Raw genomic sequence first — 26,779 nt, 5'->3', positions numbered from 1 at the left:
TTTATTTCATTTAATGTTCTCTGAATTTAAATAATCTTCTAAGAAACTAGATTCAAGTATTTTATTTGATTTAAAGCGAATCCAATTTTTACCATCCCAGCCTTCTGGAAATATACCAAAACCTAGCAGGCAAGTATCTTTAAGGACTGGCGCGTATAGAGCCAATATCACTAAACGATATCTCTGAAAATCATTAGGTTGAGGGTCAGTGTAAGTTAAAAGGTCTTTATACGAAATATCAAAAGGTTTGATGAAGAACCCATCATCACCTTCTTTACTTAGAATCAGGTCTGTTTCATTTTTATTATAGTGTTTTAATAATGTAGCTTTTGAAAAGGATTTAAATTCCAACAAGGTTTCACTTGTGCATGCATTATGTTTCAAGAAGTGCCCATCTTTGACAAGGAAGTTATTATCAAATGCTTCACTTACTTCTTCTGCTCCAATTTGCAAAGAACAAATACTTAGAATAAAGCTAGATAAAAGTATCTTATAACGCGTCATATGAAATGATGATCCTATTTTTAATTTTGCATGAATCCCATTATGTGAACTCGGGGGATAGTGACAGACTATAGCAGATTATCTTTTCTTCTTCGGGCACTTCTTCCCATTTCCACCCGGCAGGCAATTACAGGCCTGGACATCGCCGTCGCGGTCTAAACTTTTCCAGCCCGTCTGTCCTGATTTCTTTCTTTGTTCATACCATTTCTGTGCTTGTTGTTGAGTACTAAAGTCAGCGCACTTTTTTGCATAAACTTGAACGGAAGTGAACCCCAAAACGAAAATAAGTAAAATTTTCATAAATTATTTTAAAGTCAGTGTATTAGCCGAAGTCTATCAACTCTCAACTTGTTTGCTGAATGAATCTAGTTAGAAAGTCGTAGAAAAGCCAGTTTGGTTTACATCATATATTTTTAGAAATATTTAGTTAGTCTAAGAAAATTGCTTCTCATTACCTTAAAGGTGATGCTTTAGATAGAAAGCATGTGCTAGTATCTTTTGTTAATTGAGGTACTCAAAAAAAATATGAAATTTAGTGTAGAAGTTAAAAACTTTGGAAAAATTAAGGATGCTAGAATAAATTTAGCACCTTTTAGTGTAATAGCTGGAACAAACTCTTCTGGTAAAAGCTTTCTTACACGTGCTTTATATAGTTTTTTCAGCACTATTAATAAAGACTACGTAACCCTTGAAGCAAAAGAGTTGTTTTCAAATGTTATGGCTCTTTCAAATTATGGCTATCATTCAGCAAAAGACCCAAGTAGTAGAGTTTCATACCTTTATCACGAGCTATATGAATGCTTAAAGGATCTCGAGGACTCTATTGATGTTGAATTTGCTGATTGTACCTTCTCAGAGCAGCACGCACGTAGTCTTATAATTGAGGGAAAAATAATACTTGTAGAAAAGTCTATTCAAGAATTACAAGATGAAATTAAAGATAAAAAGAAATATGATGAATTTCAAGAGCGTCTTTCGGTTTGCACTAGACAGTTAAGAATCTTAAAAAATGGTATAAAAGATCCTCGTGATATTTTGTCAAGAAAGCTATCTGGTGAATTTAGAAATGCGTTGAAGGAGAATTTTCAGGTTTCAACTTTAAATGAATTAAAATCATTTTCATCTGAGCTGGAAGATTTAATTTTATTTAATTTTGATGAGTTGGGTGAAATTATTATTGATAATGAAAATATTAAATTTAGTTTAAATACTAATAGTATTTCTCAATTTCAATCGTTATATAATGTTGTTTTTGTTGAGTCTCCAATCTATTGGAAATTACGCAAACCATTATTGGAAATTAAAAATAAAAATAAACACTCTTTATGGAATCTTTCTAAAGAACGTTCAACATTATCAGGTGTCCCAAAATTTTTCTATGATTTAATGGATCTTTTAAATAAGAATATTAAAGTTAATTCAGATAAAAATGAATTTCTAGAAGAAATTTTGTTGAATATAAATAAAGTTCTCTCTGGTGAGTTGGATATCTCTGATAGTGGAGAAATTTATTTTAAAGATATTTATTCTTCAAAAAATATTAACCTAAATGTAACTGCAACTGGTGTGACTAATTTAGGTATTATTGGATTGTTATTAAAAAAGAATGTTATTGCTAAAGGTAGTTTTGTATTTATAGACGAGCCAGAAGTAAATTTACATCCTGCTTGGCAAAAAATTATGATTGAAACTCTCTATGAACTAAGTAAGAATGGTATTAATGTAGTTATAGCTACACATAGTATTGATATGATTAAATATATTGAAAATATTATGCTAGATTTAAGTGATGAAGAAGTTTCAAATCATTTTGCAGTTAATCGATTATCTAGTGTAGGAGTATCAATTTCTGAAAACCTAGATCCAAAAGAATCACTCTTAAAAATTAAAGATGATTTAGGTGAGTCATTTTATAATATGGTGTTGGAACAAGGTTGGTAAGATGTCTTGTATAAGTGCTTTTTTAGAGCCAATTGATCATGAAATGCCAAGTTGTTGTAATATCTCTACAAATCGAGAAGCTTATAAGGTCGATGGGACACATGGTATAAAAGTTCACTGCCGTGAGCAGGAGTTAAAATCCGTTGATTATTATGATGATCATCCTGAAAAAGGTTTTATATATTTAGAGTTTAGTGACCTTATTGCTCAAGATAATCAAATTAAGGCGAAATTAGAGCAAATCCAGAACTCTGATCTGCCGAAAGAATTAAACAAAGAAATAAGGAAACAATATTATAAAGTTATACATCAAGAATTAGTGCAAAAAATTAAAGATTCTGTTTATTTGAGAAATTTAATTATGCCTAATCATATAGAAAATATACCAGCTACTTTTTCTGAAATAGGGAAGTATGTTGTTGTTATTGCGCCTATAGAAGAAGGAAAAAAAGCTGATATAGCGAGATGTATTGATAAATGGAAACAATCAATTTTAAATAGCATTCCTAAAGATATGCATAGTGGCGTTTTTATTCTACCATTAGACATTTATGCTAAGTAATAAAAAAGCACCTTAAGGTGCTTTATTAATAATTAATCAAATAAGACGGTATTACTTTCATTCAAATAATATGATGGTATGTAGTATGTTTCTTCATTAATAATTATATGAGTGCCGCCAGAAAACATTGGACTTCCCTTAAGTATATCTACTATAGATTTATTTTCAGTATTTTTTGATAATATATGTGACATACTTGGCAAATTATCAGGATCATAGACGTAAACGTTATCAACTCTATCATCAAATAATTCCTTGCCGATAAATTTTAAACCATCTGTAAATTTTTTTATTAAATCCTTGTATGGAATAGGTTGGCCTCGATTTTCATATATTGTCTTTATAAATTCATCAGCTAATCTTATTCTCTGACCTTCAATATTTTTTATTTCACTTTCAAATTTTACTCGAAGAGTATCGACCATTATTCCTATATTGTTATATAGTTGAATGTCAAAAATATCTATCTCTCTATTTGCACATAATGTAAGTAGCGCAGATGTGAATTTAAATAATGAGTTTTCTCTATGCTGTATCGCACTTATAGCACTATTTTCTTTTATATCCGACGATATTAAAACATCCTTAAGTCCATTTCTAAAGTTAATGGTTCCTTCATCTAAAATACAAATAAAGTTTGGCCATACTTCAGGTGGATTATATTCACACCATTCCTTTAAATTATTTTTTAAGCTTTCTAAAGAGTTACCACTTAAAGAATAGGCAAAGATTACACCAAAAGGGGGATTGTTATAATATCCCATCCTCATAACATCACCATAGTTTTTTTCTATGAGTTGAGGAGCGTGTAAAGTTTTTAAGGATTTTATGTTTTCAAGCCCTTCGATTAATTTTGTTTTAGATAATTGTGATTTTACTTCGATGATTCCTAAGACGGATTCAATTGGAAAAATTTTGGTGGATTCTGACGCTTCAAATATTATACTTTTACTTTTGTCATATATTATTGCATCCACCTGTTTTGAAGCTTGGCTGTATTGACTAATAATTTCCCCACTAGCTATACCAAAAATATCAGGCAATTTTCCATTAGTTAAAAAGTTTTTAAGTGAGTCTTCTCTGTAACCTCCTCTATTTCCATGATGTTGAAATTGAGCTGAGATATTAAAATCTCCTTTCATTTTTGCACTAATTTCTTCAAAAAGTTTTGATATTTCCATGTCTTACCTTCAAGTTAATATTTTAAAAATTTAGAATTTTTTAATTCCTTAAACTTTCGTTTCTAAGAATAAAATACCAATAGTGAATTCTTTTCCCATCTTTTAAATTTACATTCATCACTTCTTTAGATGAAAATTTTACATCAGCCATAATAATTGGAATAGAAAATTGTCTTTATTTTAGGTAGAAGTTCACTCAAATGCTGCCAGTTAGTATCAATTGATTTTGAATGTATTTCTTCAGAAAAAATTTTATTGAGAGGGTATTCAGTTTTACTAATTAATAAAAATGGCTGGCGAATTTCTTTAAACTGATGGGCTGTAAGATCAATAATATCTGTTTCAGATTCCAACCAAAAATGATGTTTATTTTTCTTATTTGAACCTTTCATCATTTTAAAGTATGTGTATCCCTCATCCACTAGAATGCTTAATAAAATACTTGATACTTCTTCACAGTAGTTTTTAGGAAAAGTTTGTATATGTCCATAAGACGGTAGATGTTCTTTAAAGCAAATTAAAGCATTTTCAGTTATTTTATAAAGTTTTTCATCTTTCATATTATAATTCCAAGCTAAATAAAGTTAGCTTTCATCACTTTTTTTTATTTGATGAAACTGTGCAAAAGCCTGTTTAGTGATTTTTTCAAACTCATCAGCAGAGTATGAATTATCAAATTTTTGAAGTCGCAACTCTTCTTCTCGTTGAGCTAATTTCATCATTTCATTAAATAAAATTTCGTATTTAGTTATTTCATATAAGAGCTCAGTCGAAGGTTCCTTTTCATACTGTTCTTTAAGATCAATCATTGATGAATAGTATGTAGTAGCACGTATCTGGAGATATGAATTTAAGAATCCTTTTGCGAAGTCTACACTTTCAGTAAATGATTTTGTAAAAGATTCTTCAAGTCTAGCCACAATATCCGCATTCATAGAACGGTTGTGTTCTTTTGCTGATTCAACGATCTTATCTTTAAGATCTTGAGTCATACGCATTTTGTATTCAACGTCTGCTAGATTTTTACCCATACCTATTTCGCTTGCAAAAAGTCAATTTATTAAATTTATAATAATATCCCTAGTAGGGATTGACAATAGGGTGTGATAAGAATAAATTTAAAAACATCCCTAGCAGGGATGTAAAAACGCCCCGAAACTTTGGACGGCTACGGGGCGAGTTACCAATCTTCTTCGAGAAAAATTGATATGAACAGTCTAACATTTAATGCAATGCAATTTCATCCAATTCAACGAAATGATAATCAAGTCTGGATTACATCTGCTGAGTTAGCTCGTGCATTAGGTTATGCGCGTGAAGATTCAGTTTCACGTATATATGATCGTAAGTCAGATGAATTTACTTCTGATATGACCTTGACCGTCAAATTGACGGTCAAGGGTTTTGGTAATGGAAATTCAGAGAAAGAAACACGTATTTTTTCTCTACGCGGTTGCCATCTCATCACATTCTTTGCCCGCACTCCAGTAGCCAAAGAATTCCGCAAATGGGTACTTGATGTACTGGAAAAAGAAGTGCTGCAACAGCAAATCGACACACGAGTAAAAATCAACGCAGAACAGCAAGCTGAACTTAAAGAAATCGTAGACCGACGCGCACAAGGCGAACGCAAACTTCATGCAGAAATGTGGACACGTCACAACAAACACTTCCGCATCTCACGTTATAGCGATCTGCTAGCCATTCATTTTCAAGATGCAGTGAATTACCTAGAAACTCTAGAAGTGAAGTCAAAAGGGAACATCTATATAGATGAAAAACAATCCCTAGAAATGCTTTGCGTACATGCTCGATTATTTCAGGCATGGTGGAACACACATAGTCCAGCATTGGCCAAACTTAATCCATTACTGGTGACCATGTTAAACGACAATATGTTCTCTATGAGCAGTGCTATATCAGACGTGAGTAAAAAATGCGGATTCAAAATGCCACATTATGATTACGACCACATGTTTGAACTCAAAACACTTCCGCATGCAAGATATAGATTGCTCAAGTGAAAAAATAGACCGCCTTCGGGCGGTTTTTCTTTTATGCAAAAAACAATGATAAAATAGTGAAAATTAATGAGTTTTTAAAGCAGTCTACAAAAAATCAAAAAAAATATTTTTTTGCAATTTGTAGACTCATTTGTAGACTGTTGAGCTACAAATACAGCCAAATGACTGCAACCTTATACAACCATTAAAATTTTTAAGTGTTTGAAAATACAAGTGAATACAACCAAATGCAATCAATTCCAATCCAAACAAAACTAGGTGGATTCTACTTTTTCTATTATTCAATAGTGGGTACATTCATGCCGTATTGGAGTTTGTATCTAGAGGATCAAGGGTTTAATTATCAAGAAATAGGTATTTTATCTTCGATTGCAATTGTCACACGTTTTTTTGCACCGTTTATTTGGGGTTGGATTGCAGATAAATCCGGCAAGCGCATGCTTTTAGTTCGAATCGCAACATGGATGGAAGCCTGTATTTGGTTTCTGATTTTTATAATTCCCAACAGTTTTCAATCTGTTGCATTACTCATGCTGGTTTTTAGTTTCTTTCAAAATGCTATATTGGCTCAGTTTGAAGGAGTAACTTTATTTTGGTTAGCTGAGCGGCGTGCAGAACTTTATGGAAAAGTCAGAAAATGGGGATCAGTTGGCTTCATTGTTGGGGTATTTGGAATTGGGGCTTTGCTAGAAATAATACCTGTTTCAATGCTGCCTATCATGTTGTTATGCATTGCATTTCTCGCATTTATTTGGTCATTTACGATTAAAGAGCCCGCTACTGCACCATCTTCACAGAAAAAACTTGAACCACTTTGGCCTATCTTAAAACGACCAGTTGTAGCGAGTTTTTTTATCATTGAATTTTTTCTGCTCTTTTCGCATGCACCGTTTTATAGTTTTTATAGCAATTACCTTATGCAGGCTGATTTTTCGACGAGCCAAATCGGTTTTTTATGGTCTGTCGGAGTCATTGCGGAAATCATTATGTTTGCCTATGCCAATGTCTTTTTTAATCGATATTCTTGGCGTAACTTAGTGCTCATTTGTTTGGGGCTAACAGGGATGCGATGGTTGATTGTAGGCTTATATCCGACGGTGTTTATCACTCAATTTGCTGCGCAAACGATTCATGCCTTTAGTTTTGGATTATTCCACTTAATCGCTATGCGAATCATTTTTCAAAATTTTACCGCAAGTCAACAAGGGCGTGGTCAAGCGCTATACAGTACCATGTGGGGCTTAGGTGTTGCGAGTGGCAGTATTTTAGCAGGTCGATATTGGGACATGCTTTCGGGACCCGTTATTTTTATAATTGCAGGACTGGCGGTTATACCTGCCATGTTTTTGGTCGTGGGCTTGCCTAAAACGATCCAAAAGCCAGCTTGAAACAATTCAGTATTTTGATAAATCTCAATGAACTAAAATCACCTGATTACGGCCGAGCTCTTTGGCTTGATATAAGGCCTGATCGGCTTGATTTATCATACTTTGCAAACTTGGAGCATTGGGCAAAGACTGATGAATCAGACCTATACTCACCGTAATATAAATCGTATTTTTTTCATCAATGAAAATAGGCGTAGTTTCAACGACTTTTCGGATACGCTCAGCAATACCTTGAGCTTCAGCTGCTGCAATGTTCGTGAGTAATACACTAAACTCTTCACCACCAATACGTGCAAATAAATCTGTTTCACGTAAATTCTTACGCACAACGCTCGAAAATTCTTGTAAAACTTGGTCACCGACATAATGCCCATATTGATCATTCAATTTTTTAAAATGATCAATATCTATCATGATAATGGAAAAGTTAAGCTGAATTTGGTTTTGTAGGTAAAGCTCACCTTGCTCGAAAAAATATCGACGATTCATCGCATGCGTTAAACTATCATGATTTGCAAGGTATAAAACCTCTTTATATAGTTCGTGCCGATTTCGGCTAATAATACAAAGAATCAACGGCGAGAGAATCAGCATGGCTAGGCCAATACGAACTGAAATTGCTGTCGATAAATAGGCTAATGAAGAATCGTGTAAGTAGAACGCATTTAAATTGTAATAGGTCGCTAAAATTACCACGGCATTAATTAGGGATAAGGTAAATAAGCGATAGGTTAATGCTGCCCAAATTAGAGCCGCTAAAGGGTAGAGAATTGCCCCTGGACCTGCAGAAACGGCTGTTAAAAATACACAGAAGACAACTGCAATTGCCGGAAATATTTTATTGATCTGAAAGCTTTGATGACGTCGATCTTTGAAATAAAGTTTAAGATCGGCCAGTTTAGGAAAAGACAGAATAAGCGGTAATATAATCAGCGCATTTAATATTTCAGTAATCCACCACATACCAAAATCAATCGATAATCTATCGGTCGACATAAACGTATTGGGGATATAAGGCACAGTGAAAATAGCAAAAAGAGCACCTGCAAGGCATCCACCACAGGCGATGATGACAATCATGGTCAGAAAGGTGAAACCTTTATTATAGTTTTGATAGTTCACCTGAAAATATCGCATAAAAAATAGCGATACCATGCTGTTGGTTAAATTTGAAAAAGTGAGAAATAAAGTGAGTTGGAAATAATTGCCCGTCACTAAATCTGCGAGCATATAACCGGTAAATGCACCTAACCATCCTCCCAGATTACTCAGTTTAGGGAACCTTAAGAATATTGCTAACAATACTGCATTCGCAGGCCAAAAAATCGCTAAATAGCTTAATGGGCGGGTGAAAATACCGATTAAGCAGCAGCAAAGAATAACTGCAGCGACTATTACAAAAGCCATGCTGTGGCGTGCATTAAGCGGAGCAAGACTATTCGAATGCAGTTTCATTAGCTTATGTAAGCCTAGGTTAAATATGGGAGAATTCGTTTTTTTCGTATATTAAACGATAAAAAAGATTTTATATTATTTTATTGTAAATAGTGTGATTTGTTTGGCATTTAGCTGATTTGTAGTTTCGTTAACCGAGATTGATTTTTTGGATAAATATGAAAAATGATTGTTATGAAAATGTGATAAACCGCGGATTTGTAAAAAAATGTGTTACTTTAAGAGCATGATTTATATGACTGATTAAATGTATGAAAATAGCATATCTTACAGTTTTACTCATGTTGAGTTCATCGTTGGTGATGGCGGCAGATAATAAGAATACAACTCAAAATTCAGAGGCTAAAAATCAAGTTGAAGTGGTGAATAGCTTTAGGGTGACAACACGTTCTGAATTGGTTGGCTTATGGGGCATGGAAATTCCGACCAATAAAAAGTGCGTTGAATATTATAATTTTAAGAGCAATAATGATGTTGTGATCAAAAGCGGTGAAGAGTGGTCATCTGGGGTATATGACTATCAACCTGCGCAAGATCCGAATGTGCAAATTCCAGCACTGATTTTACAAGTGAAATATGACAATAATCAGATGGATTGTTCGGGCAATATTCAAGATCAAACCGGCGAAATTTCACAGTACTTTGTAAAGTGGAAAAGTCCATCGGTCATTAACTTCTGTGCCAATGATCAGGCTCAGCAGTGTTTTGCGACATTGCGTCGAGTTTTGCCTTAAGCATGACTATAGATCTTTCTTATGAAAATAAAAAACCACTCATTTGAGTGGTTTTTTTGACGCTGAAGTTTTATTTCTCTTCATGTCCTTCGACTTTCTTTAATAGATGTTTTTCAAGATAGTGAATATCCATTGCTTGTTCGCAGAAATTTTTATCTTGAAGAATCAAATCTTTATGTAGCGGAATATTGGTTTTCACGCCAGTTAAGATAATCTCTTCTAGGGCTTGTTTCATGCGAGCAATAGAGGTTTCACGATCTTTACCATGCGCAATGAGTTTTGCAATCATTGAATCATAGTAGGGTGGGATGTTATATCCTTGATAGATATGAGAATCTAGTCGGATACCTGCGCCACCCGGTGCATAGAAATGATCGATTTTGCCCGGTGAAGGCATAAATGTAGATGGATCTTCCGCATTAATACGACATTCAATCGCATGACCTTTAAGTTGAATATCTTCTTGTTGAAGATCCAAACCTAAGCCAGCAGCAATGCGTAATTGTTGCTCGATAATATCTACGCCAGTCACTTGCTCAGTAACAGGATGTTCTACTTGTACACGAGTATTCATTTCAATAAAGAAGAATTCACCTTCTTCAAATAAGAACTCGAATGTACCAGCACCACGGTATTGCATTAATTTACAAGCATTTACACACGCTTCAAGAATATGCGCACGTGCTTCTTCAGGTAAACCCGGTGCAGGCGCTTCTTCAAGCACTTTTTGATGGCGACGTTGCAATGAACAGTCACGATCATAAAGGTGAATTGCATGGCCATTACCATCTGCAAGAACTTGCACTTCGACATGGCGTGGCTTTTGAAGGAAACGTTCCATATAAACGGTGTCGTCACCAAACCACATTTCCGCATCACGTTGAGCAGCTTGTACAGATTCGAGTAGCGTGTCTACACGTTCAACGATACGCATACCACGACCACCACCACCAGAGGCAGCTTTTACGATCAATGGAAATCCAATTTCTTTGGCTTCTGCCAATGCATTGTGAATCGTTACAGCATGGTCACAACCCGGAACAGTCGGTACACCAGCTTTTTTCATCGCAATAATGGCAGAAACTTTGTTCCCCATTAAGCGAATGTGTTCAGGACGCGGACCGATAAAGATAAAACCTGAGTTTTCTACAATTTCTGCAAACTCAGCGTTTTCAGATAAGAAACCATAACCTGGATGGATGGCATCTGCACCGGTGATTTCAGCCGCAGTAATAATGGCAGGGATATTGAGATAACTTTCGCTGCTGGCACCTGGTCCAATGCACACAGCTTCGTCACAGAAGCGTAAGTGCATTAGGTCTTTGTCGGCATCGGAATAAATCCCTACGGTTTTAATTCCTAAAGTTTTGCAAGCGCGGGTGATGCGGAGCGCAATCTCACCACGGTTTGCAATTAAAACTTTTTGCAACATTGTGATTCCCCGTGGTCTTAAGCGCGATAGCGGAATAATGGTTGACCGAATTGGATCACTTCGCCATTTTTAACCAAAATTTCTTCAATCACACCGCTTTGAGTTGCTTCAATTGGGTTCATGATTTTCATTGCTTCGATGATACCGAGTGTTTCACCAGCAGATACAGTTTGACCAACTTTAACAAATGGTGCTTCACCTGGATTTGGCGCAGCATAGAACACACCAACCATAGGAGACGGCTCAACAGCACCACGTGGTGAACGAGGTGCAGCAGGTGCAGCGGCAGGAGCAGCCATAGCAGGCGCAGCGGCAGCAACTACTGGATTGCGACGAGTTAGAGCAATCGATTGATCGCCTTCTTTAACTTCAATCGCCTGTAAGTCAGATTCAATCATCAAATCGATGAGTTTCTTGATTTTACGGATATCCATGAACAGTATTCCTAATTAAGATTGAGAAGTTGGTTGAATTTTTTCGATGGCGAAGTCTAGTGCTGCGGCATAACCTTTTGCACCTAAACCACAAATAACGCCAACGGCTTTATCAGATAGATAGGAGTGATGTCTAAATGCTTCGCGAGCGTGGACATTTGATAGATGTACTTCGATAAACGGAATGGCTACACCAAGAAGGGCATCACGCACAGCAACCGAAGTATGTGTTAGGGCTGCTGGATTAATAATGATGAATTGAACGCCTTCTTGTTGCGCTTGATGAATTCGGTCGACGACAGCGCCTTCCCAATTACTTTGGAAAGTGTCGAGAGAAATGGAAGCGTTTTGAGCCTGTGAAATCAGTTTTTGGTTGATATCTTCAAGTGTCAGATAGCCGTAAACTTCGGGTTCACGTTTTCCCAGTAAGTTGAGATTCGGTCCATGAATGACCAAAATGGTCGAGCTCATTCAGCCTGCTCCAATAAAAAGTTGCAAATTTACTTTGCAAGATACCTGCAAAGTTTGCTCATTATGGCATAAAATTCCACATTTTTTTTTATAATTTCTTTGAATTGACGTGAAAAGCATGTGCCGAGAATGGGCTATATAATGCGAACTTTGCAGAGAATTGGCAATGTTAAAAGATTACATTTTTATCATTATATTGTAGGACATCATTTTAAACCCAATTGGCTAAAACTGTTGATATCTTTTGTGTAAACTTGCTTTATCGTGGTGCATTCGTGTAGCAATAACCAGTATAAATGATTTGAAAGGTGAGATGGCTTGTACATTTGTCTTATAGATCGTCAGTTGAACAGCCTACGCATGCATAGTCGTAAAGATGGTATTTATACAGCGACTTAAAAAATTCTAAGGTTTAACTTATTTCACGCGTAAAGGAATCTAAATTGTTCTCAGTTTTCAATCGAGTTATTTGAAAGAATAAATCAGGTTTGTGTGCTAAGTATATAAAAATTAAAAGATAGTTAATTTTTTATGGTTTATAAGGCATATTTTTTAAGCCAATGAAATGCTTTCATAAATGAGAGGGCTCAAGCTAGATATTTTGTTTGCCTCAGTGAATTAAATATTCTGTGGGAACATTTCCTTAGAAGTAGGCAGCTTTAGATATGATGAACATTTATTGCCTAGCTAAGTCATACTTTATAGACCTATATATAAGCGTATTAACCATCCTGTGTATTTTCTAGTCAGTGTTTTGAATCTATGAAACGTGCAAGGCATTGACGATTTCTTTCATAAATCATGTAAGTTTGGAAAATCGGGTATTTGTCCAAATTTGCACAGGCATTGGCAAAAGTTAAATCTGTGGTGGTAAAGAAGCTTGCTGTTTGCATGCTGATTCTATTTTTTATTCGTCTATTTCTGTGTTTGAACGGTATATGTGTTGAATAAGTTTCCTTTCTTCTTGTTTATACTTTTAGGTGGAATCTACCGCATTGAGTCTTTTTCTATAAATGAATTGATAAAACAAGGCTCGAATGCTTTCCCGCGGAAAAAATTTATCTATATAAGTGTAATTCACGGTAGAATGCCCGAAACCTATATGGCCTGAGAACAAACATGGCAAAACATACGCAAAATTCATCACCTTTGGCAGAATTGATTGCAGAACAAAAACTTTTATGTGAAGAAGTAGGTTCTGCATATGTAGAAGTGCAGGGCGATGATGTAATTGCTGTGGCTGTCCATACCTTAAATAAAGATCCAATTGTTGGTATTCGTAAGCCTGCAGAAGGTGATGAAAATGTCAGTTGGTATATTTATGGTGGTGAGCTTGAAGGCGCAGATAACTTTGAAACAATGACTGTGCGTAAACTGCAAGATGTTGTGCCTGAAGTGCTACCGTATTTAGCTTTGGATGTAGGCTATCGTTTTATGATCGATGCTGATGATTATGAAGATGTCTGGAAAGAAGGTGATGAGGCTTAATTTATGCATTCTCCGTTGATGTATAAACTTTATATCCTTATTTTTTCTGTGTTTACTGCTTCTGTAAAACATGCAAATGTGAATGAAGCGGTTACTCCACAACTGACTCAAACTGAATATAATGCTCAGATAAAAGCATATACTGAGCAAATTAATTCAACCAAAGCTATTTTTGGATGATCCTGCATCTACAGCAACGGGTCAGCAGCAAACTCAAGCTTTTTGTTTAAGATTGAATGCATATCGACAGATTTTAGAAATTTCTCAGCAAAACTCAGCTCTTGAAATGGCCAATCTAATGCGAGTGGCTTCACAGCACTATTTACAACAACAGCAACAGAGTATGCAGTCATCTGGCTTAAACGAAAGTGCATTTTGTTCGATTCCTACAAAATAATTTAGGTTTAAATTTCTCTTCTAAAACTTTTGGGCTATAGTCTAACTTTCTTTCATTTTGTTCTATTTTTCATAATTCGAAATGGTCTAATATTTCAAAATTATTACAGCATTATTCACTATAGGTGCAGTTTCTAATAATCTTAGAAGTTGAAAATGTAGATTGTCAGAAAATGATATAAAATATGCTTAAAATGACAAGTCCATCACATTATTATGATCAAGTTAGAACGATTTATATGCAACAAACATCCCTGGTCCTGTTGCATAGGTCAGTACTAATACATCAACTTGTTGATGTCGTTCTCTTTTGGCCACTGAATAAGTGGCTATTTTTTTTGAAAAATTAAATGCTTAATTGGGTGATAAATCCAATGTAGGTAACTTTTACATAATTCTTGATTTACTATCCACACACATTGACTCATATACGACATTCTTTTCGAGCAATACAATCAAATGATTTAAGCATTTTGAATTTTTATCAATTTCTTCTCAGGATGACTGATGGATAAATAGACAAATATTGCGAGTATGATAAGATGATTGAACACATTATTTTTGATGTTTGAGGAGTTGTTACATGACAGCTTATACTTCAGTAATGAAAGCAAGCCAATATGAGGACGATATGATCCCAAGCCTTGCTATCCATGCATTTCGCCATGCTTTTGAACAAGCAAGTGCGTCATCCACTGTGGTTTATGTAAAAGGTCTACAACTGGTTCAACGTCTGCAAAATGGTCAAGAAGTACAAATAAAAGATGTATCAGCCGACTTCGTACAAGTGGATGATCTACCAAAAATTTTAAAACGTAAAAAGAAAACAGAGGAAATTGTTTAATACATGCCTCCACAACCTCGCATTAGAATGTTCGCGGGTCCAAATGGTTCAGGTAAAAGCACAGTTAAAGAATATTTATTGCCCCATCATATTGGGGCATATTTAAATGCGGATGAACTCGAAGCTCAACTGAAACATTCACACCGGCTCAATTTGTTGGATTACCATTCCGCTTTAAAATCACAAGCATTAATTGACTTTCTCGATACGAAAAAACGTCCCGCGAATGGAGAATTTATTCCGCTATTAGCACGAAAACCTCAGATATTAGATCCGTGGAAAATTGAATTTCATCCAGATCAGATTGATTCATATCTTTGTGCAAGAATTATCGATTACATCCGTTTGCAGTTTTTAGAACTAAAAATTAGTTTTACCTTTGAAACGGTGATGTCCCATATTTCCAAGGTAGAATTTCTACGCGAAGCAAAAAGAAAAGGCTTTAAAACCTATCTGTATTATGTTTCCACTATTGATCCTGTTATCAATATTTCACGTGTTCAGTACCGCGTAAAAACGGGTGGACATGGTGTTCTAGAACAAAAAATTCGCGAACGTTATTATAGAAGTATGGATTTGTTAATGCAGGCGGTAGAAGCAACGGATCGAAGTTATTTATTTGATAACTCTGCCGATGGACAGCATGCTTCTTTCATTGCTGAAATTGAACAAGCTGAAATTTTAAAGATGAATTCAGGTATTCAGCGTTTACCGTGGTGGTTTGTAGATAAGGTGCTTAAAGAGTTTGAGCCAAATTAATGTCAACTAAACGTAATAAAAAACAAAATAACAGGATGAACCTATGCAAAATAACGACTATGAATTACAACAACATTCAAACTCATCTTGATCAAGCCATTGAGCAGCAAGCTGAACAAGAACAGCAAAAAAATAGTACATCATCTGATCCTTTATCTTCTCTAGATTTGACTGACTTAGCTGAAATTGGTTCGAATATTATAGAATTGGGTTCAGGTGCTTTAACGTGGGTGAGCGATGCACTCAGCGATATCAGTATTGATCTATAAATTATCTATTATTTCAATTAACTTCATAATAAACAGCCTTTATTGAAAAATCTCCGAGGATATATTTCGTGATTTTTCAAGTTTATAAATTAATTCTAAATAAAACTAATCAAACACTCTTGAAGCGTTAAACTTTTCAATCAGGAAAGGCATGTCAGAATGAATATTTAGACTGGCGAGTTTGCATCTTTTTTTAATAACATATTATAAAAACATATATGTTTTATGGCTGATAAATATGCATCCATTTCTAACCGCTTTTCTCGGCGGGATCTTATTGGGCCTGGCAGCAGTAGGCTACCTATATGTACATGGTCGAATCGCTGGTATTAGTGGTTTAATTGCGCAAATGTTGAATCCTCAGACGATTTTAAAAACACCTGCGATATGGTTTTTAGCGGGACTTTTTATTGTACCTTTTATCTACGGGAAAATGACCTCTGTGACAATTGAACTGGATGCAAGTCCATGGATGATGATCATTGCCGGTGTTTTGGTTGGATTCGGAACTCGATTAGGTTCAGGTTGTACTAGCGGTCATGGCATTTGCGGTATTAGTCGTCTTTCTAAGCGTTCATTTGTTGCAACTGCTAGTTTTATGTTGGCAGGGATTATCACAGTTTATGTAATGAGACATGTAATCGGAGCTTAATGATGAAAAATATATTGGCATTTATTTTTGGTGGAATTTTTTCATTAGGTTTAATGATTTCGGGCATGTCTAATCCAGAAAAGATCTTAAGTTTCCTTGATACAACAGGGCAGTGGGATGCGAGTTTAGCTTTTGTGATGATGGGAGCCATTGCAGTTGCATTTATTCCATTTCAAATGGCCGTTCGTCAATCAAAACCGACAACCTTTGATGGGACGGCGATTGAATTACCAAGTAATAATCAAATTGATGTAAAACTCGTCTTAGGGAGTGTTATCTTTGGAATAGGTTGGGGTATTGCTGGGATTTGTCCTGCGCCAGCCTTTACTTTGATCGGGCTTGGTTATTATCAAGCGATCTATTTCGTTGTAGCGATGTTTGCGGGCGTCTATATACATCGTAAATTTTCGGGAGCAAATTAATGTCAAATCGTGCACAGGTACAACATTTTTTTGATGAAAATACCAATACATTCAGTTATGTGTTAGCCGATCCGCAAACAAACCGATGTGCGATTATAGACAGTGTATTGGATTATAATGTTGCTTCTGCAACTACTCAAACGAAGCATGCAGATTTGATTATTCATTATATTTAAGAAAATAGCCTAAGCGTAGAATGGATTTTAGAAATGCATGTGCACGCAGATCACTTAACCGCATCTCAATATTTAAAAAAGTTCTTGATGGTAAAATTGCGATGAGCCATAACATCAAGATTGTGCAGGAAACATTCAGCGCCATTTATAATTTTGATGTGAAATATTTTAATTCACATCAGTCATTTGATTATTTATTTGCAGATCATGAGGCATTTAAAATTGGTGAGTTAAATGCCTATAACATTCCAACGCCTGGACATACACCTGCTTGTCTGAGCTATGTGGTTGGTGATGATGCTGTGTTTGTCGGTGATACCTTATTTATGCCTGATTATGGCACAGCACGCTGTGATTTTCCCAAGGGCAGTGCGGAAGTATTATTCGACTCTGTACAAAAGATTTATCAGTTAGCACCTGAAATGCGCGTGTTTTTATGTCATGCAAAATACTGCTGCGAAAGCAGTGTGCATGCGCAAAAACAGCAGAATATTCATATCCACGTTGGTACGAAAAAAGAAGATTTTGTCACAATGCGAACTCAGCGTGACGCAAATTTGGCTATGCCAAAACTGATTTTACCTGCAATACAAATCAATATAGATGCAGGTAAATTTCCAAAACCAGAAGGGAATGGTATTCGCTATTTAAAAATTCCTTTTAATCACTTTAAATCTGCAAATTAAAGACAAAGAACCTTTAGGTTGAATGCGGTTGGCTATTTCACTTAATAAAATAGCCTAAGCAAGTTAATTAATTGCCACCTAAAAATAGCCTAAGTAGGATTAATAAGTTTTAACTGTCATTTGATTTCATTCATTCAACTAGGCATCATTATATCAACATAGCAAAGTATTCAAAAATGATCCTTAATTACGAATATCATCAAAAATTAGAAGGCGAAACGCACCCGCTAGTCTTTATTCACGGTTTATTTGGCAGCCTCAGTAACTTAGGGATGCTTGCCAGAGCTTTTCAAAATTCACATTCTGTCATTAAGCTTGATTTACGAAATCATGGTAAATCACCTCAAAGTACAGAAATGAATTATCATGAGATGGCAAACGATGTACTTGAGACATTAGATGTAATTGGCATTGATAAGTTTTCAATGATTGGCCATTCCATGGGAGGCAAGGTCGCAATGCAATTGGCTTTAATCTCAGAGCGGGTAGAGCAACTTGTTGTATTGGATATCGCACCCTTTGCATATCAAGAACGTCATCATGATGAAATATTTAAAGCTTTGATCGCTGTACAAAATGCACAAATTCAATCTAGACAGCAAGCGGTTGAAATTATGCGTGAGTATATTCATTCGGATATGGTTATACAGTTTCTACTCAAATCGTTTAGTAAAGGACAATGGTTGTTTAATGTAGATGCGTTGTATAAACAGTATGACCAGATTATTGGTTGGGAAAATATCGGAAATACTTGGCAACAGCCTGTATTGTTCATCAAAGGTGGAGAGTCACCTTATATTTCAAACACGGAACATACTAAGGCGATAGAACACCAATTTCCACATGCGAAAATTGTAGAAATAGAAGGTGCAGGCCATTGGTTACATGCAGAAAAAACAACTGACGTTTTAGAGCAAATACAAAATTATTTAAATTAATACGGTGTGCCTTCAATGATATTTTGCAGGCACAACATCGAAATTACTCAATCGAAATATTATTGGCTTGAAGCTGACCTTCAGAGGTAAGTAGTGCCGCCATCTCTGCAGTTTTTTTCAGGCCTGGCATACGATATTCAGTATGACCATAATCTTGAATAGATTTCCAGCGTCCACCCCATGTTAAACCGACAGACTCAGCGGCTTGACCATAAAGTTGATAACCACGCATAGCCCAAGGGTCTCGTTCAGTAATGACCACTTTGCCATTGCGTTTAAAGGCGACATCAGCTGCTAAACCAAACTGATGATAACTTTGGAAACCACGGGCACGAGTGGTATTTTTATTGGTGGCTAAATTATTTTGACGTTCAGGACTACGATAACCTTCAAGCAAAACCATTTCATAACCATGCTGTTCACGCATAATTTTAAATACCATTAATAAGCGCTGCTTATAACGAGGGTTCATTTTATGCCATTTACGATCTGCTGAAGGCACATCTGTAGAATATGAATGCGTATGTATATCTTGAACTTCTGGATTGAAACTTGAGGCCATAACAGATGGCTGCTCAATCATTGCTGCTTCTTCAGCGATCGCTTCTTGAACAAGATATTCTTCAACCTCAGGAGGCGCATCTAAAACCTGTCCATCAAGCATGGCGTAAATTTGTGGGTCGACTTTACGCAAATAATCAGCTTCCACTTTACTTGCAGTAATCGGGCGAGTAAAAGCAAATAATAAAATACTGGCAAACAGTAAGAAGCCTGCAAATAAAATCCACCATTGTTGTAAATGCCAGTGTGATTGAATTTGTTGTGGTGCTGCTGCATAGTTCAGTTCATAAGCAAAATTTTTGGCGTGCTGAATTCTTTTTTTACTTTGTGGAATGATTTGAAAGAAAAAATCCTGAACTTTAACTCTGAGTTCATAAGAAAAACAAAGCACTGTCACCAGTGCTAAGACAAAGAAACAACTAACCAAAAAGATGATCATGGGGAAACTGTAGCGCTCACAGTCGCATTAGCAGTGTTTGTTACAGCAACCACTTTCGGACGTTTGGTTTCAGAAATTTGCGTTCCACCCATCGGTTCTTCAAAGTATTCTTCTTCTTTTGCTGCTTTCGTAGAAGGCTCTGTAGGTTTGGTCACCTTAGCTGTTGTTGGCGCAGCTTTTGGTTTTACTAATGTAGTTGGAATATGTTGTTTAACGGTTGTTGTAGCAGCTACAACAGGGCGCTGCGGTTGGGTAATTTCAAAAGGCGAACGGTTATTCGCTACAGCTTGAACAGGCTGAGTCACTTTAGCCGTATTGCCATGATTGAAAGCAGTAGCTAAATCATTCGAATATAAACCATTATCCTGATCTTTTTCGTCCATAGCATGAACGCTTTGCAGTGCTTTTTCAGCTGAAGATTGCTCATTTTCACTTTGACGGGGTGCAGTGGTTGCCTCAGTTTCAGCTTTATCTTCAGTTGGGGCAGAAGTAGTCATTTCTGTATTTGCAGGCTGATCGTCAGAACTTAGATAAAAATATCCCAGGCCAACAACAATAATGACCGCAGCACCAACAAGAAAGCCAATCGCAGCATGAGCTAAAGGCGGTAAATTATTCTTTTGAGTCGACTGTAAAATTCTAACGTTATTCGATTTTTCGTTTGCCATGGTGTCTAAGTCTTATGGTAAATGAATGGTGATATAAGCCTGTTCCGATGGTGCAGTTATGACATTTTGATATTGTGATAACGCCTGATTATTTTGGCTGGATAACATATATTTCAGTCCACCAAATGCTAATACAGCAAACAATGCCCAAAAGATAATGATCCAAAAAAATGGTAATTCACGGTGAATAATATTTTTAATTTGATCCGGCAGTGCCGCGAAAGGCGAAAACGCCTTTTTACCTTTCATATAATCAATTTCATCGCCGACACGTGCAACGAGTGAATTGAGCATTTCAATCGATTCAAGTCGGTATTTACCATGAAAACCAAGGAGCATGCAGTAATGATAAACTTCAAGTGCTGCTAAACGATCTTTATTCTTAGAACGAATTTGCTCTAAATTTTCAAAAAAACGATAACCTGCTAGCTGTGAACCAAAAAGACTTAATTGCAGTGGATTCATCATCCAATTGTTTTGTAAATCAAAAAAACGTGCATCTTGTTGGGTGACAATGGTTTCATCTAATAAAGCGCAATAGGCATATTTTGCGTCCGTGATATCTTCATTGCTGAATTGAAGCTTACGGGCTTGGCTTTCAAATCGGTTTAATAGATCCATAATTTTTGTCCTGAAACTTTCAGGGCTGGATGGAACATATTGATTTTTGAGTAAAAATACGATGTAGAAACCATCATGTAGTAGATCAACTAAATTGGTTGAACTGTTGATTTTCGATTCAGCACTTGGTTTTGAAGAGCCTAATCCAATTTGACCATCGTCAAAAAGTGAAGGGGCATTATTTGAAATATTCATGATTGCTCCTTAACCATTCATCACTGCAATAAGTTCAATCGAGATATCTTGGAAGCCAGCTGGTATGTAAACGCAGATCGATTCAGAATCAAGCATACGTTGATACAAATCATTATTTGGCTCAACTTCAAAATAACTCACACCTGAACGTACCGGAATTGCTGTTGGCACTTGCATCATATGTTGCAATGGAACAGCAGGTAAGGCCGCCATGACTCGCTGTTCAACATCAACGGTATTACCGACTTTAAAGCGCAGTGGTACATAAGAAATAATGTCATGTGTAGGCATCACACTACTTGAAACAGCTAAATACAGGCGCGAATCGCGAGTAATTTTGTCACTTTCAAGACTGCCCACCCAGTAGGATTGACGGGTTTCTTTCAAGTTAATACTGATATATCGATTTGAAATAATCGTATCGAGCAACTCACGTAAAATCACATCTAATTGAGCAAAACTTTCTTGCAAATTATGATGTTGATACTGTGGGAGTTGATCTACTTCATAAGCTGTAGAGAAGGTGAGTAAAGAACCTGTCAGACGTAATAATTCAAAATACAAACGTTCAGGATGAATCAGTGGATATTGCAATAAATGATTTAAGGTCGCATGTGCAGTATTCAGCGCATTAACCAACCAAAATGAAACGATATCACCAGAACGGAATTCAATTAACTTTTGTTCGTTTTCACGATTATTCGATTGAATGGTTTTAATTTTAGCTTTGATAATATTGAGCGTTCGTTTAAGCCCGGTAATCAGTGAATCACACGAACTAATATGTAATATTGGTGGGATAAATTGATAATCTAAAACAAAATTACCTGAACTTTGGCGCTTAATTCGGCCTATAGGCATATATAGAAAACCATCAAGATTGTGCTGTGGTTCTTGGCCTAATTCAAAGATTTTAAACTCTGCACGGCGGCGTAATAAAGTGATTTCAGCAGCCGTCGCATCTGTAAACAAATCATGAGTTTCAGTCAAATGTGAATGATAGCGACTCGATTGGGTATTTTCTTCAAAATTGACGTTTCGTTTATTCGGTTGAACAATCGGTAATGCTAAATAAATTTGCATTTCACCGCGTAAATTTAATGAATCAAGTAGTACAGGCTCAGGTAATAAATCTTGTGCAGGTGCCTGATAAATCTCACCATCTTGCCAAATCATTTCGACTTTATTCAAAGCTAATGTGTTGGTACTGAGTTGCGATTCATCAAAAATTAAACTTTGAATACCATAAGCGAACGGTATCGTTGCGCGAACCGTATGGTTTAAACGCTGTTCATGATAAGCATCTTGTAATTGAAAGTGTTGTGGGCGTAAAAATAATCCTTCACCCCATAAAATTTTTTCTGCTTTAAACATTGTTTTTACCAGTCGCTATTCGATTCATTGCTTTGTTGCTGAACACCTAACATTTCTTGTACAGCTTCAAGAGGGTTTTCATCCTTAATCACATGAGTTAACCATTCATGTAGAGGCATTTGTGACCATTTAATGGTTTTTTGCAGCATATAACTGACAGGGCTATGCGGCTCATTCACTTGAAAATAGTCAGCAATATCTTGCAAGACTTTCATGGCTTGTTCACGATTTTCAAGATGATTTTGCACTTGAGGTTTAAATTGCTGTGTATGCTGTTGTTGTATTATTTGCATATCATTCTGCACGGAAGTTACAGTGGAAAGTGTTTGGCTTTCAATTGGAGAATTTGATTGAACCTGTTCAGCGCTCGATGAATTGATAAAAGCATCTGCTTTATAGATTTTTTTTAAACTCAAGTGAATCATTTCGATTTGAGAGTCAATGCCAGCAAAGCTTGGCGCATCTAAACCCATCAAATCATCAAGAGTCGTTTTTAAGTTTTCCCAATGGTTTAAAATATCTAAAAACTGTTGGTAATACTGGTATTGAATTGATTTTGACGTATTGAACAAGGCATGTTCAAACTGTTCCATACCATTAAAAGACTCTTCTTGATCATCATCTTCATGGTTGGATTTACGTCTTTGGTTTTGAACATGAAGTAGTCGATCATAGTCGGATAGGGAATAAGCTGCCGCGCCATGAACGATTGAAACTGATTTAATTAATGTTGGGATTTGATTAATTATCCCTTGTAATAAACCTAGACGTTGATCAAGGTCATCATCTTCAATTTCAGGATGAAGTTGTAGCCAAAAGTCTTGCAAACTTTTTTGTGTAAGTTCAATCCCTTTGGCAATCCCTTCGAAACCATGAATGTGAGTCCACGCTTCAAGCAACCAACCATATAAGCGAATATCTTTTGTATGTTCGCGAAGTAGATCTGACGATTTTTGGTGCACAAAGCCCCAATCTGCCTGTTTTGGTTCTGCGATCCAGTCGCCTTGATCCAAGAGCGGGTCATCTTGTGTTTTAGCTTTTTTAATTGCATGAAAATCATTAGAAAATGAAAAATCACTACCGCAAGGTAAATCATCCGTAATCGGTTGCAATAAAGCGTCGAGCTCTAAACTCATATTCTACATCGTTCCTAACTTATGCTTCTAAGGTTTTAGTCTTTTTGCTGCTGCGTTTTTTCGCAGGTTTACTTTTAGGATCTAAAACATAAATAATTTCATCGTCTTTGACATCGATTTCAATGACTGATGGAATCTTTTGTTCACTCATCGCCATCAACAATTCAGTGGCTAAAGCAGGTAAGACCGTCGCATTTAAAATGTTGTCGACATTACGCGCACCACTATCGACCTCAGTACAGCGACTTAATAATAATTCGACTAAATCATCGGTATAGCGTGTTTGCGTACCATATTGTTTTTCAATACGCGCGGTGATTTTGCTTAATTTATGCTGAATAATGCGTACGAGCAGATCATCGTGCAATGGGAAATACGGCACGATACGCATACGACCTAAAAATGCCGGCTTAAATTGTTTATATAAAGCTGGTTTTAATACATCTAGAAGTTCTTCTGCTGACGGCCATTCTTCTACTGGCTGATTTAAACAAGCCTGCATAATGGCACTTGAACCTGCATTTGAAGTCAATAAGATCGTGGTATTTTTAAAGTCAATGACACGACCTTCACCATCTTCCAAAGTACCTTTATCGAATACTTGGTAGAATAGCTCTTGAACATCGCTGTGTGCTTTTTCAATCTCATCGAGCAAAACCACACTATATGGATTTCGGCGAACTGCTTCTGTCAGTACGCCACCTTGGCCATAACCGACATAACCTGGAGGAGCGCCTTTTAAAGACGAGACGGTATGTGCTTCTTGATACTCAGACATGTTAATGGTGATTAAATGAGACTCACCACCATATAACTCGTTTGCTAACGCAAGTGCAGTTTCGGTTTTACCCACACCACTTGGGCCAACCAGCATGAAAACGCCTTGAGGTTTATTTGGATCTTCCAATTTTGCCTTGGAGGTTTTAATGCCTTGTACCAGTTGATGCAGTGCATAATCTTGACCCATCACACGTTGTTCTAACTGTGCTTCAAGCTTCAAAATTTGCTGAATTTCATCATTCACCATTTTACCAACAGGGATGCCGGTCCAGTCTGAAATGATTTCATTAATAATTTGAGCATTTACACGTTCAAAAACCAGCGGCGTTTGACCTTGTAACGTTGCCAATTGGTTACGAATATTGCTTAAAGTTTCAATATTTTCTGGTTTTTGCTCGGACTCTTGTTCAAGCGTTTTAATCTGTTGAATGATTTCGAGTTCTTTTTTCCACTGCGTTTCTGTTGACTGAATCTCTTGTTCAAGCGCGGATATTTGTGTTTTTACACTTTCAATGCGTTCGTGGTGAATCGGAATATTCTTATGTTCATTTTCAAGAATCGCCAATTCAAGCTTCAAATTATGTAATTGAGCTTGAAGTTGATCCAATTTTACAGGTTGTGCATTTTGCGTTAACGCAACACGCGCAGAAGCTGTATCTAAGACACTAATCGCTTTATCAGGCAATTGACGGCCAGTGATATAACGGTGCGAAGCATGGACTGCAGTAACGATAGCTTCATCGTCAATTTGTAAATTGAAATGTTTTGCCATCACTGGAATCATGGCACGCAGCATATCGATTGCGACTTCTTCAGTCGGTTCTTCAACCTGAATTACTTGGAAGCGTCGGCTTAATGCGGCATCTTTTTCAAAATACTGCTTATATTCAGCCCATGTAGTTGCGGCAATGGTTCTTAACTCACCACGTGCAAGCGCCGGTTTTAACAGGTTTGCTGCATCATTTTGACCTGCTTGACCACCCGCACCAATCAACGTGTGTGCTTCATCAATAAATAAAATGATTGGATGTGCAGAGGCTTGAACTTCATGAATGACTTGTTTTAAGCGATTTTCGAATTCACCTTTAACACTGGCACCCGCTTGTAGTAAGCCCATATCTAAAGTATGAATGCTGACATTTTTTAAAGCATCTGGAACTTGGTTGGTTGCAATTTTTAATGCAAGACCTTCAACAACGGCCGTTTTACCAACACCAGGCTCACCCGTTAAAATCGGATTGTTTTGACGACGACGCATCAAAATATCGAGCATTAAGCGGATTTCAAACTCACGACCAATCACAGGGTCAATGCCACCATTTTTAGCTTTTTCAGTAAGATTAATGGTGTATTGGTCTAGAGCTGGTGTTTTAACTGGCGTTGTTGCATTCGTTTGAGCAGCTGATTTTTCCTCTGGTGATGCAGTTGCTAAATCTTCATTTTCAATGCTCTTTAGGCAAAGATCTAAAAATTTATGTTTAATCGTATCGATAGGTAATAAATCGAAAAGAGAAGATGCTCTTGCTGCAATTTGGTATAAATCTGGCGCGGTAAGGAGCGCAACAAGTAAATGACCACTACGAATTTGTGGATCTTGTTCAGCAGATGCTAATAACCAAGCTTGTTCAAGTAAGCGCACAATGGATTGGGCAAAAATAGGAGTGCGCGTATTTCCTTTTGGAAGTTGAGCAATACTTTCTTTGAGGTCATCTGCCAAACCATCTGCAGAAACTTTGTATTTTTCTAAGAGTATTTGAAGGTCATTTTTATTGTTATAGGTTAATAATTCGAGTAAAAAATGTTCAATTTCGATTTCATAATTTTGCTGTGAAATACATGTGTTGGCTGACTTTTCGAGTGAAATGCGGGCGTGAGGTGAAAGTTTAGTAATTAAAACTTTTAAATTATTCATAAATAACTCATCAAATTTAGAATCCACAGTACGAAATTTTACAAGTTTGACTGTGATCTCTTTTTTCTTGCTATAAAAATAAAAACTTTAAAATCAACACCTTATATGTTATTAGTGTCTTGCTTTAGGCGATATAATACAGACTAAATAAAAAAAGGAAAAAGATTTTTTTATAAAATGAAACAAAAAAAAACAAATAGTCTACAAACTTTGGAGTATTTGGCACATTTTTGTATTGACTCTATGTGCTTATTTTTTGTTAAATCTGCAGCATATTTTTAATTTTGATAAATGAAGAGAAAACCCACGGGAAAATAAGTGGTGATTTCTCCACATA

Annotated in this window: 29 protein-coding genes and 1 pseudogene; 14 read left to right on the top strand and 16 right to left on the bottom strand. The window is 36.2% G+C overall.

Going from position 1 to position 26,779, the window contains the following annotated elements; translation table 11 throughout:
• Positions 1-6: 6 nt before the first annotated feature.
• Complete coding sequence (locus B1201_RS09935; RefSeq protein WP_078193388.1) at positions 7-504, bottom strand: hypothetical protein; 498 nt, start codon at positions 502-504, stop codon at positions 7-9.
• A gap of 78 nt (positions 505-582) precedes the next feature.
• The gene (locus B1201_RS17190; RefSeq protein ID WP_078193387.1) at positions 583-804 is read right to left on the bottom strand and encodes a hypothetical protein; all 222 of its coding nucleotides are present in this window, start codon (positions 802-804) and stop codon (positions 583-585) included.
• A 225-nt stretch (positions 805-1,029) separates the two neighbouring features.
• Between B1201_RS17190 and B1201_RS09925 the strand changes: the two genes are divergently transcribed.
• Positions 1,030-2,445 (top strand): AAA family ATPase, encoded by a 1,416-nt coding sequence (locus tag B1201_RS09925; RefSeq protein WP_078193386.1) that lies wholly within the window; start codon positions 1,030-1,032, stop codon positions 2,443-2,445.
• Position 2,446: 1 nt separating this feature from the next.
• Entirely contained in the window at positions 2,447-3,007 is a 561-nt protein-coding gene (locus B1201_RS09920) for a hypothetical protein (RefSeq protein WP_078193385.1), read from the top strand.
• Positions 3,008-3,039: 32 nt separating this feature from the next.
• Here B1201_RS09920 and B1201_RS09915 read toward each other — a convergent pair whose 3' ends face one another.
• The 3 genes from B1201_RS09915 to B1201_RS17185 form a co-directional block, all read right to left on the bottom strand.
• Positions 3,040-4,188: a DUF6602 domain-containing protein gene (locus B1201_RS09915; protein ID WP_078193384.1), complete on the bottom strand. Its 1,149-nt coding sequence runs from the start codon at positions 4,186-4,188 to the stop codon at positions 3,040-3,042.
• A 143-nt stretch (positions 4,189-4,331) separates the two neighbouring features.
• On the bottom strand, positions 4,332-4,748 hold the full coding sequence (locus B1201_RS09910; RefSeq protein ID WP_078193383.1) for a hypothetical protein: 417 nt from the start codon (positions 4,746-4,748) through the stop codon (positions 4,332-4,334).
• Between the two features lie 24 nt (positions 4,749-4,772).
• Positions 4,773-5,219, bottom strand: a complete 447-nt coding sequence (locus B1201_RS17185; protein ID WP_228144774.1) for an Arc family DNA-binding protein — start codon at positions 5,217-5,219, stop codon at positions 4,773-4,775.
• Positions 5,220-5,396: 177 nt separating this feature from the next.
• Between B1201_RS17185 and B1201_RS09900 the strand changes: the two genes are divergently transcribed.
• Together B1201_RS09900 and B1201_RS09895 are read left to right on the top strand one after the other, a co-directional pair.
• Positions 5,397-6,212, top strand: a complete 816-nt coding sequence (locus B1201_RS09900; RefSeq protein ID WP_078193382.1) for a Bro-N domain-containing protein — start codon at positions 5,397-5,399, stop codon at positions 6,210-6,212.
• 227 nt (positions 6,213-6,439) lie between these two features.
• Positions 6,440-7,600, top strand: coding sequence for an MFS transporter (locus B1201_RS09895; protein WP_078193381.1), 1,161 nt, complete (start codon positions 6,440-6,442; stop codon positions 7,598-7,600).
• Between the two features lie 24 nt (positions 7,601-7,624).
• On the opposite strand, the gene B1201_RS09890 is transcribed toward B1201_RS09895, so the two are convergent.
• Entirely contained in the window at positions 7,625-9,007 is a 1,383-nt protein-coding gene (locus tag B1201_RS09890; RefSeq protein WP_228144773.1) for a GGDEF domain-containing protein, read from the bottom strand.
• A 299-nt stretch (positions 9,008-9,306) separates the two neighbouring features.
• On the opposite strand from B1201_RS09890, the gene B1201_RS09885 reads away from it, so the two are divergent.
• Entirely contained in the window at positions 9,307-9,789 is a 483-nt protein-coding gene (locus B1201_RS09885) for a hypothetical protein (protein WP_078193379.1), read from the top strand.
• Positions 9,790-9,859: 70 nt separating this feature from the next.
• On the opposite strand, the gene accC is transcribed toward B1201_RS09885, so the two are convergent.
• From accC to aroQ, 3 genes are read right to left on the bottom strand one after another with little or no spacing between them, the layout of a single operon-like run.
• Positions 9,860-11,221, bottom strand: a complete 1,362-nt coding sequence (accC, locus tag B1201_RS09880; RefSeq protein ID WP_078193378.1) for an acetyl-CoA carboxylase biotin carboxylase subunit — start codon at positions 11,219-11,221, stop codon at positions 9,860-9,862.
• A gap of 17 nt (positions 11,222-11,238) precedes the next feature.
• Positions 11,239-11,655, bottom strand: coding sequence for an acetyl-CoA carboxylase biotin carboxyl carrier protein (accB, locus tag B1201_RS09875; RefSeq protein WP_078190790.1), 417 nt, complete (start codon positions 11,653-11,655; stop codon positions 11,239-11,241).
• Between the two features lie 15 nt (positions 11,656-11,670).
• Positions 11,671-12,126, bottom strand: coding sequence for a type II 3-dehydroquinate dehydratase (gene aroQ, locus B1201_RS09870; RefSeq protein ID WP_078190789.1), 456 nt, complete (start codon positions 12,124-12,126; stop codon positions 11,671-11,673).
• A 1,119-nt stretch (positions 12,127-13,245) separates the two neighbouring features.
• Here aroQ and B1201_RS09865 point away from each other — a divergent pair.
• Positions 13,246-13,614, top strand: a complete 369-nt coding sequence (locus B1201_RS09865; protein WP_078190788.1) for a hypothetical protein — start codon at positions 13,246-13,248, stop codon at positions 13,612-13,614.
• A 3-nt stretch (positions 13,615-13,617) separates the two neighbouring features.
• Positions 13,618-13,794: a hypothetical protein gene (locus B1201_RS16975; RefSeq protein WP_171263777.1), complete on the top strand. Its 177-nt coding sequence runs from the start codon at positions 13,618-13,620 to the stop codon at positions 13,792-13,794.
• 8 nt (positions 13,795-13,802) lie between these two features.
• On the opposite strand, the gene B1201_RS16795 is transcribed toward B1201_RS16975, so the two are convergent.
• Entirely contained in the window at positions 13,803-13,988 is a 186-nt protein-coding gene (locus B1201_RS16795; protein WP_143221690.1) for a hypothetical protein, read from the bottom strand.
• Between the two features lie 605 nt (positions 13,989-14,593).
• On the opposite strand from B1201_RS16795, the gene B1201_RS09855 reads away from it, so the two are divergent.
• The 7 genes and pseudogenes from B1201_RS09855 to B1201_RS09825 all read left to right on the top strand — a co-directional run bounded on the left by B1201_RS09855 (position 14,594) and on the right by B1201_RS09825 (position 18,756).
• Positions 14,594-14,854, top strand: a complete 261-nt coding sequence (locus B1201_RS09855) for a hypothetical protein (protein ID WP_078193376.1) — start codon at positions 14,594-14,596, stop codon at positions 14,852-14,854.
• Between the two features lie 3 nt (positions 14,855-14,857).
• A complete protein-coding gene (locus B1201_RS09850) occupies positions 14,858-15,613 on the top strand; it encodes a zeta toxin (protein ID WP_228144772.1) in 756 nt (251 codons plus the stop codon).
• 59 nt (positions 15,614-15,672) lie between these two features.
• On the top strand, positions 15,673-15,882 hold the full coding sequence (locus B1201_RS09845; protein WP_078193375.1) for a hypothetical protein: 210 nt from the start codon (positions 15,673-15,675) through the stop codon (positions 15,880-15,882).
• Positions 15,883-16,120: 238 nt separating this feature from the next.
• Complete coding sequence (locus B1201_RS09840) at positions 16,121-16,534, top strand: YeeE/YedE family protein (protein ID WP_078193374.1); 414 nt, start codon at positions 16,121-16,123, stop codon at positions 16,532-16,534.
• 2 nt (positions 16,535-16,536) lie between these two features.
• On the top strand, positions 16,537-16,956 hold the full coding sequence (locus tag B1201_RS09835; protein ID WP_078193373.1) for a DUF6691 family protein: 420 nt from the start codon (positions 16,537-16,539) through the stop codon (positions 16,954-16,956).
• Positions 16,956-17,818, top strand: a pseudogene (locus B1201_RS09830) (MBL fold metallo-hydrolase). Before B1201_RS09835 ends, B1201_RS09830 begins: the two are co-directional and overlap by 1 nt.
• 176 nt (positions 17,819-17,994) lie before the next feature.
• A complete protein-coding gene (locus tag B1201_RS09825; RefSeq protein WP_078193372.1) occupies positions 17,995-18,756 on the top strand; it encodes an alpha/beta fold hydrolase in 762 nt (253 codons plus the stop codon).
• Between the two features lie 43 nt (positions 18,757-18,799).
• Here the strand turns inward: B1201_RS09825 and B1201_RS09820 are convergent, their stop codons facing one another.
• The 6 genes from B1201_RS09820 to tssH are packed head-to-tail and all read right to left on the bottom strand — an operon-like array spanning position 18,800 to position 26,442.
• Positions 18,800-19,756: a M15 family metallopeptidase gene (locus B1201_RS09820; protein ID WP_078193371.1), complete on the bottom strand. Its 957-nt coding sequence runs from the start codon at positions 19,754-19,756 to the stop codon at positions 18,800-18,802.
• Positions 19,753-20,424 (bottom strand): hypothetical protein, encoded by a 672-nt coding sequence (locus B1201_RS09815; RefSeq protein WP_078193370.1) that lies wholly within the window; start codon positions 20,422-20,424, stop codon positions 19,753-19,755. Before B1201_RS09815 ends, B1201_RS09820 begins: the two co-directional genes overlap by 4 nt.
• Before the next feature lie 12 nt (positions 20,425-20,436).
• Positions 20,437-21,240 carry a type IVB secretion system protein IcmH/DotU gene (icmH, locus tag B1201_RS09810; RefSeq protein ID WP_078193369.1) on the bottom strand — a complete coding sequence of 268 codons (804 nt, stop codon included), beginning with the start codon at positions 21,238-21,240 and terminating at the stop codon, positions 20,437-20,439.
• A 9-nt stretch (positions 21,241-21,249) separates the two neighbouring features.
• Entirely contained in the window at positions 21,250-22,614 is a 1,365-nt protein-coding gene (gene tssK, locus B1201_RS09805; RefSeq protein ID WP_078193368.1) for a type VI secretion system baseplate subunit TssK, read from the bottom strand.
• Between the two features lie 5 nt (positions 22,615-22,619).
• Positions 22,620-23,750, bottom strand: a complete 1,131-nt coding sequence (tssA, locus tag B1201_RS09800; RefSeq protein ID WP_078193367.1) for a type VI secretion system protein TssA — start codon at positions 23,748-23,750, stop codon at positions 22,620-22,622.
• Between the two features lie 19 nt (positions 23,751-23,769).
• The gene (tssH, locus tag B1201_RS09795; protein ID WP_078193366.1) at positions 23,770-26,442 is read right to left on the bottom strand and encodes a type VI secretion system ATPase TssH; all 2,673 of its coding nucleotides are present in this window, start codon (positions 26,440-26,442) and stop codon (positions 23,770-23,772) included.
• Positions 26,443-26,779 lie beyond the last annotated feature (337 nt).

The sequence above is a fragment of the Acinetobacter sp. ANC 5600 genome, assembly GCF_002018395.1.
GTDB lineage: Bacteria > Pseudomonadota > Gammaproteobacteria > Pseudomonadales > Moraxellaceae > Acinetobacter > Acinetobacter amyesii.
The sequence above is the reverse complement of the archived record's forward strand: the minus strand, read 5'-3'. Positions and strand labels throughout refer to the sequence as shown.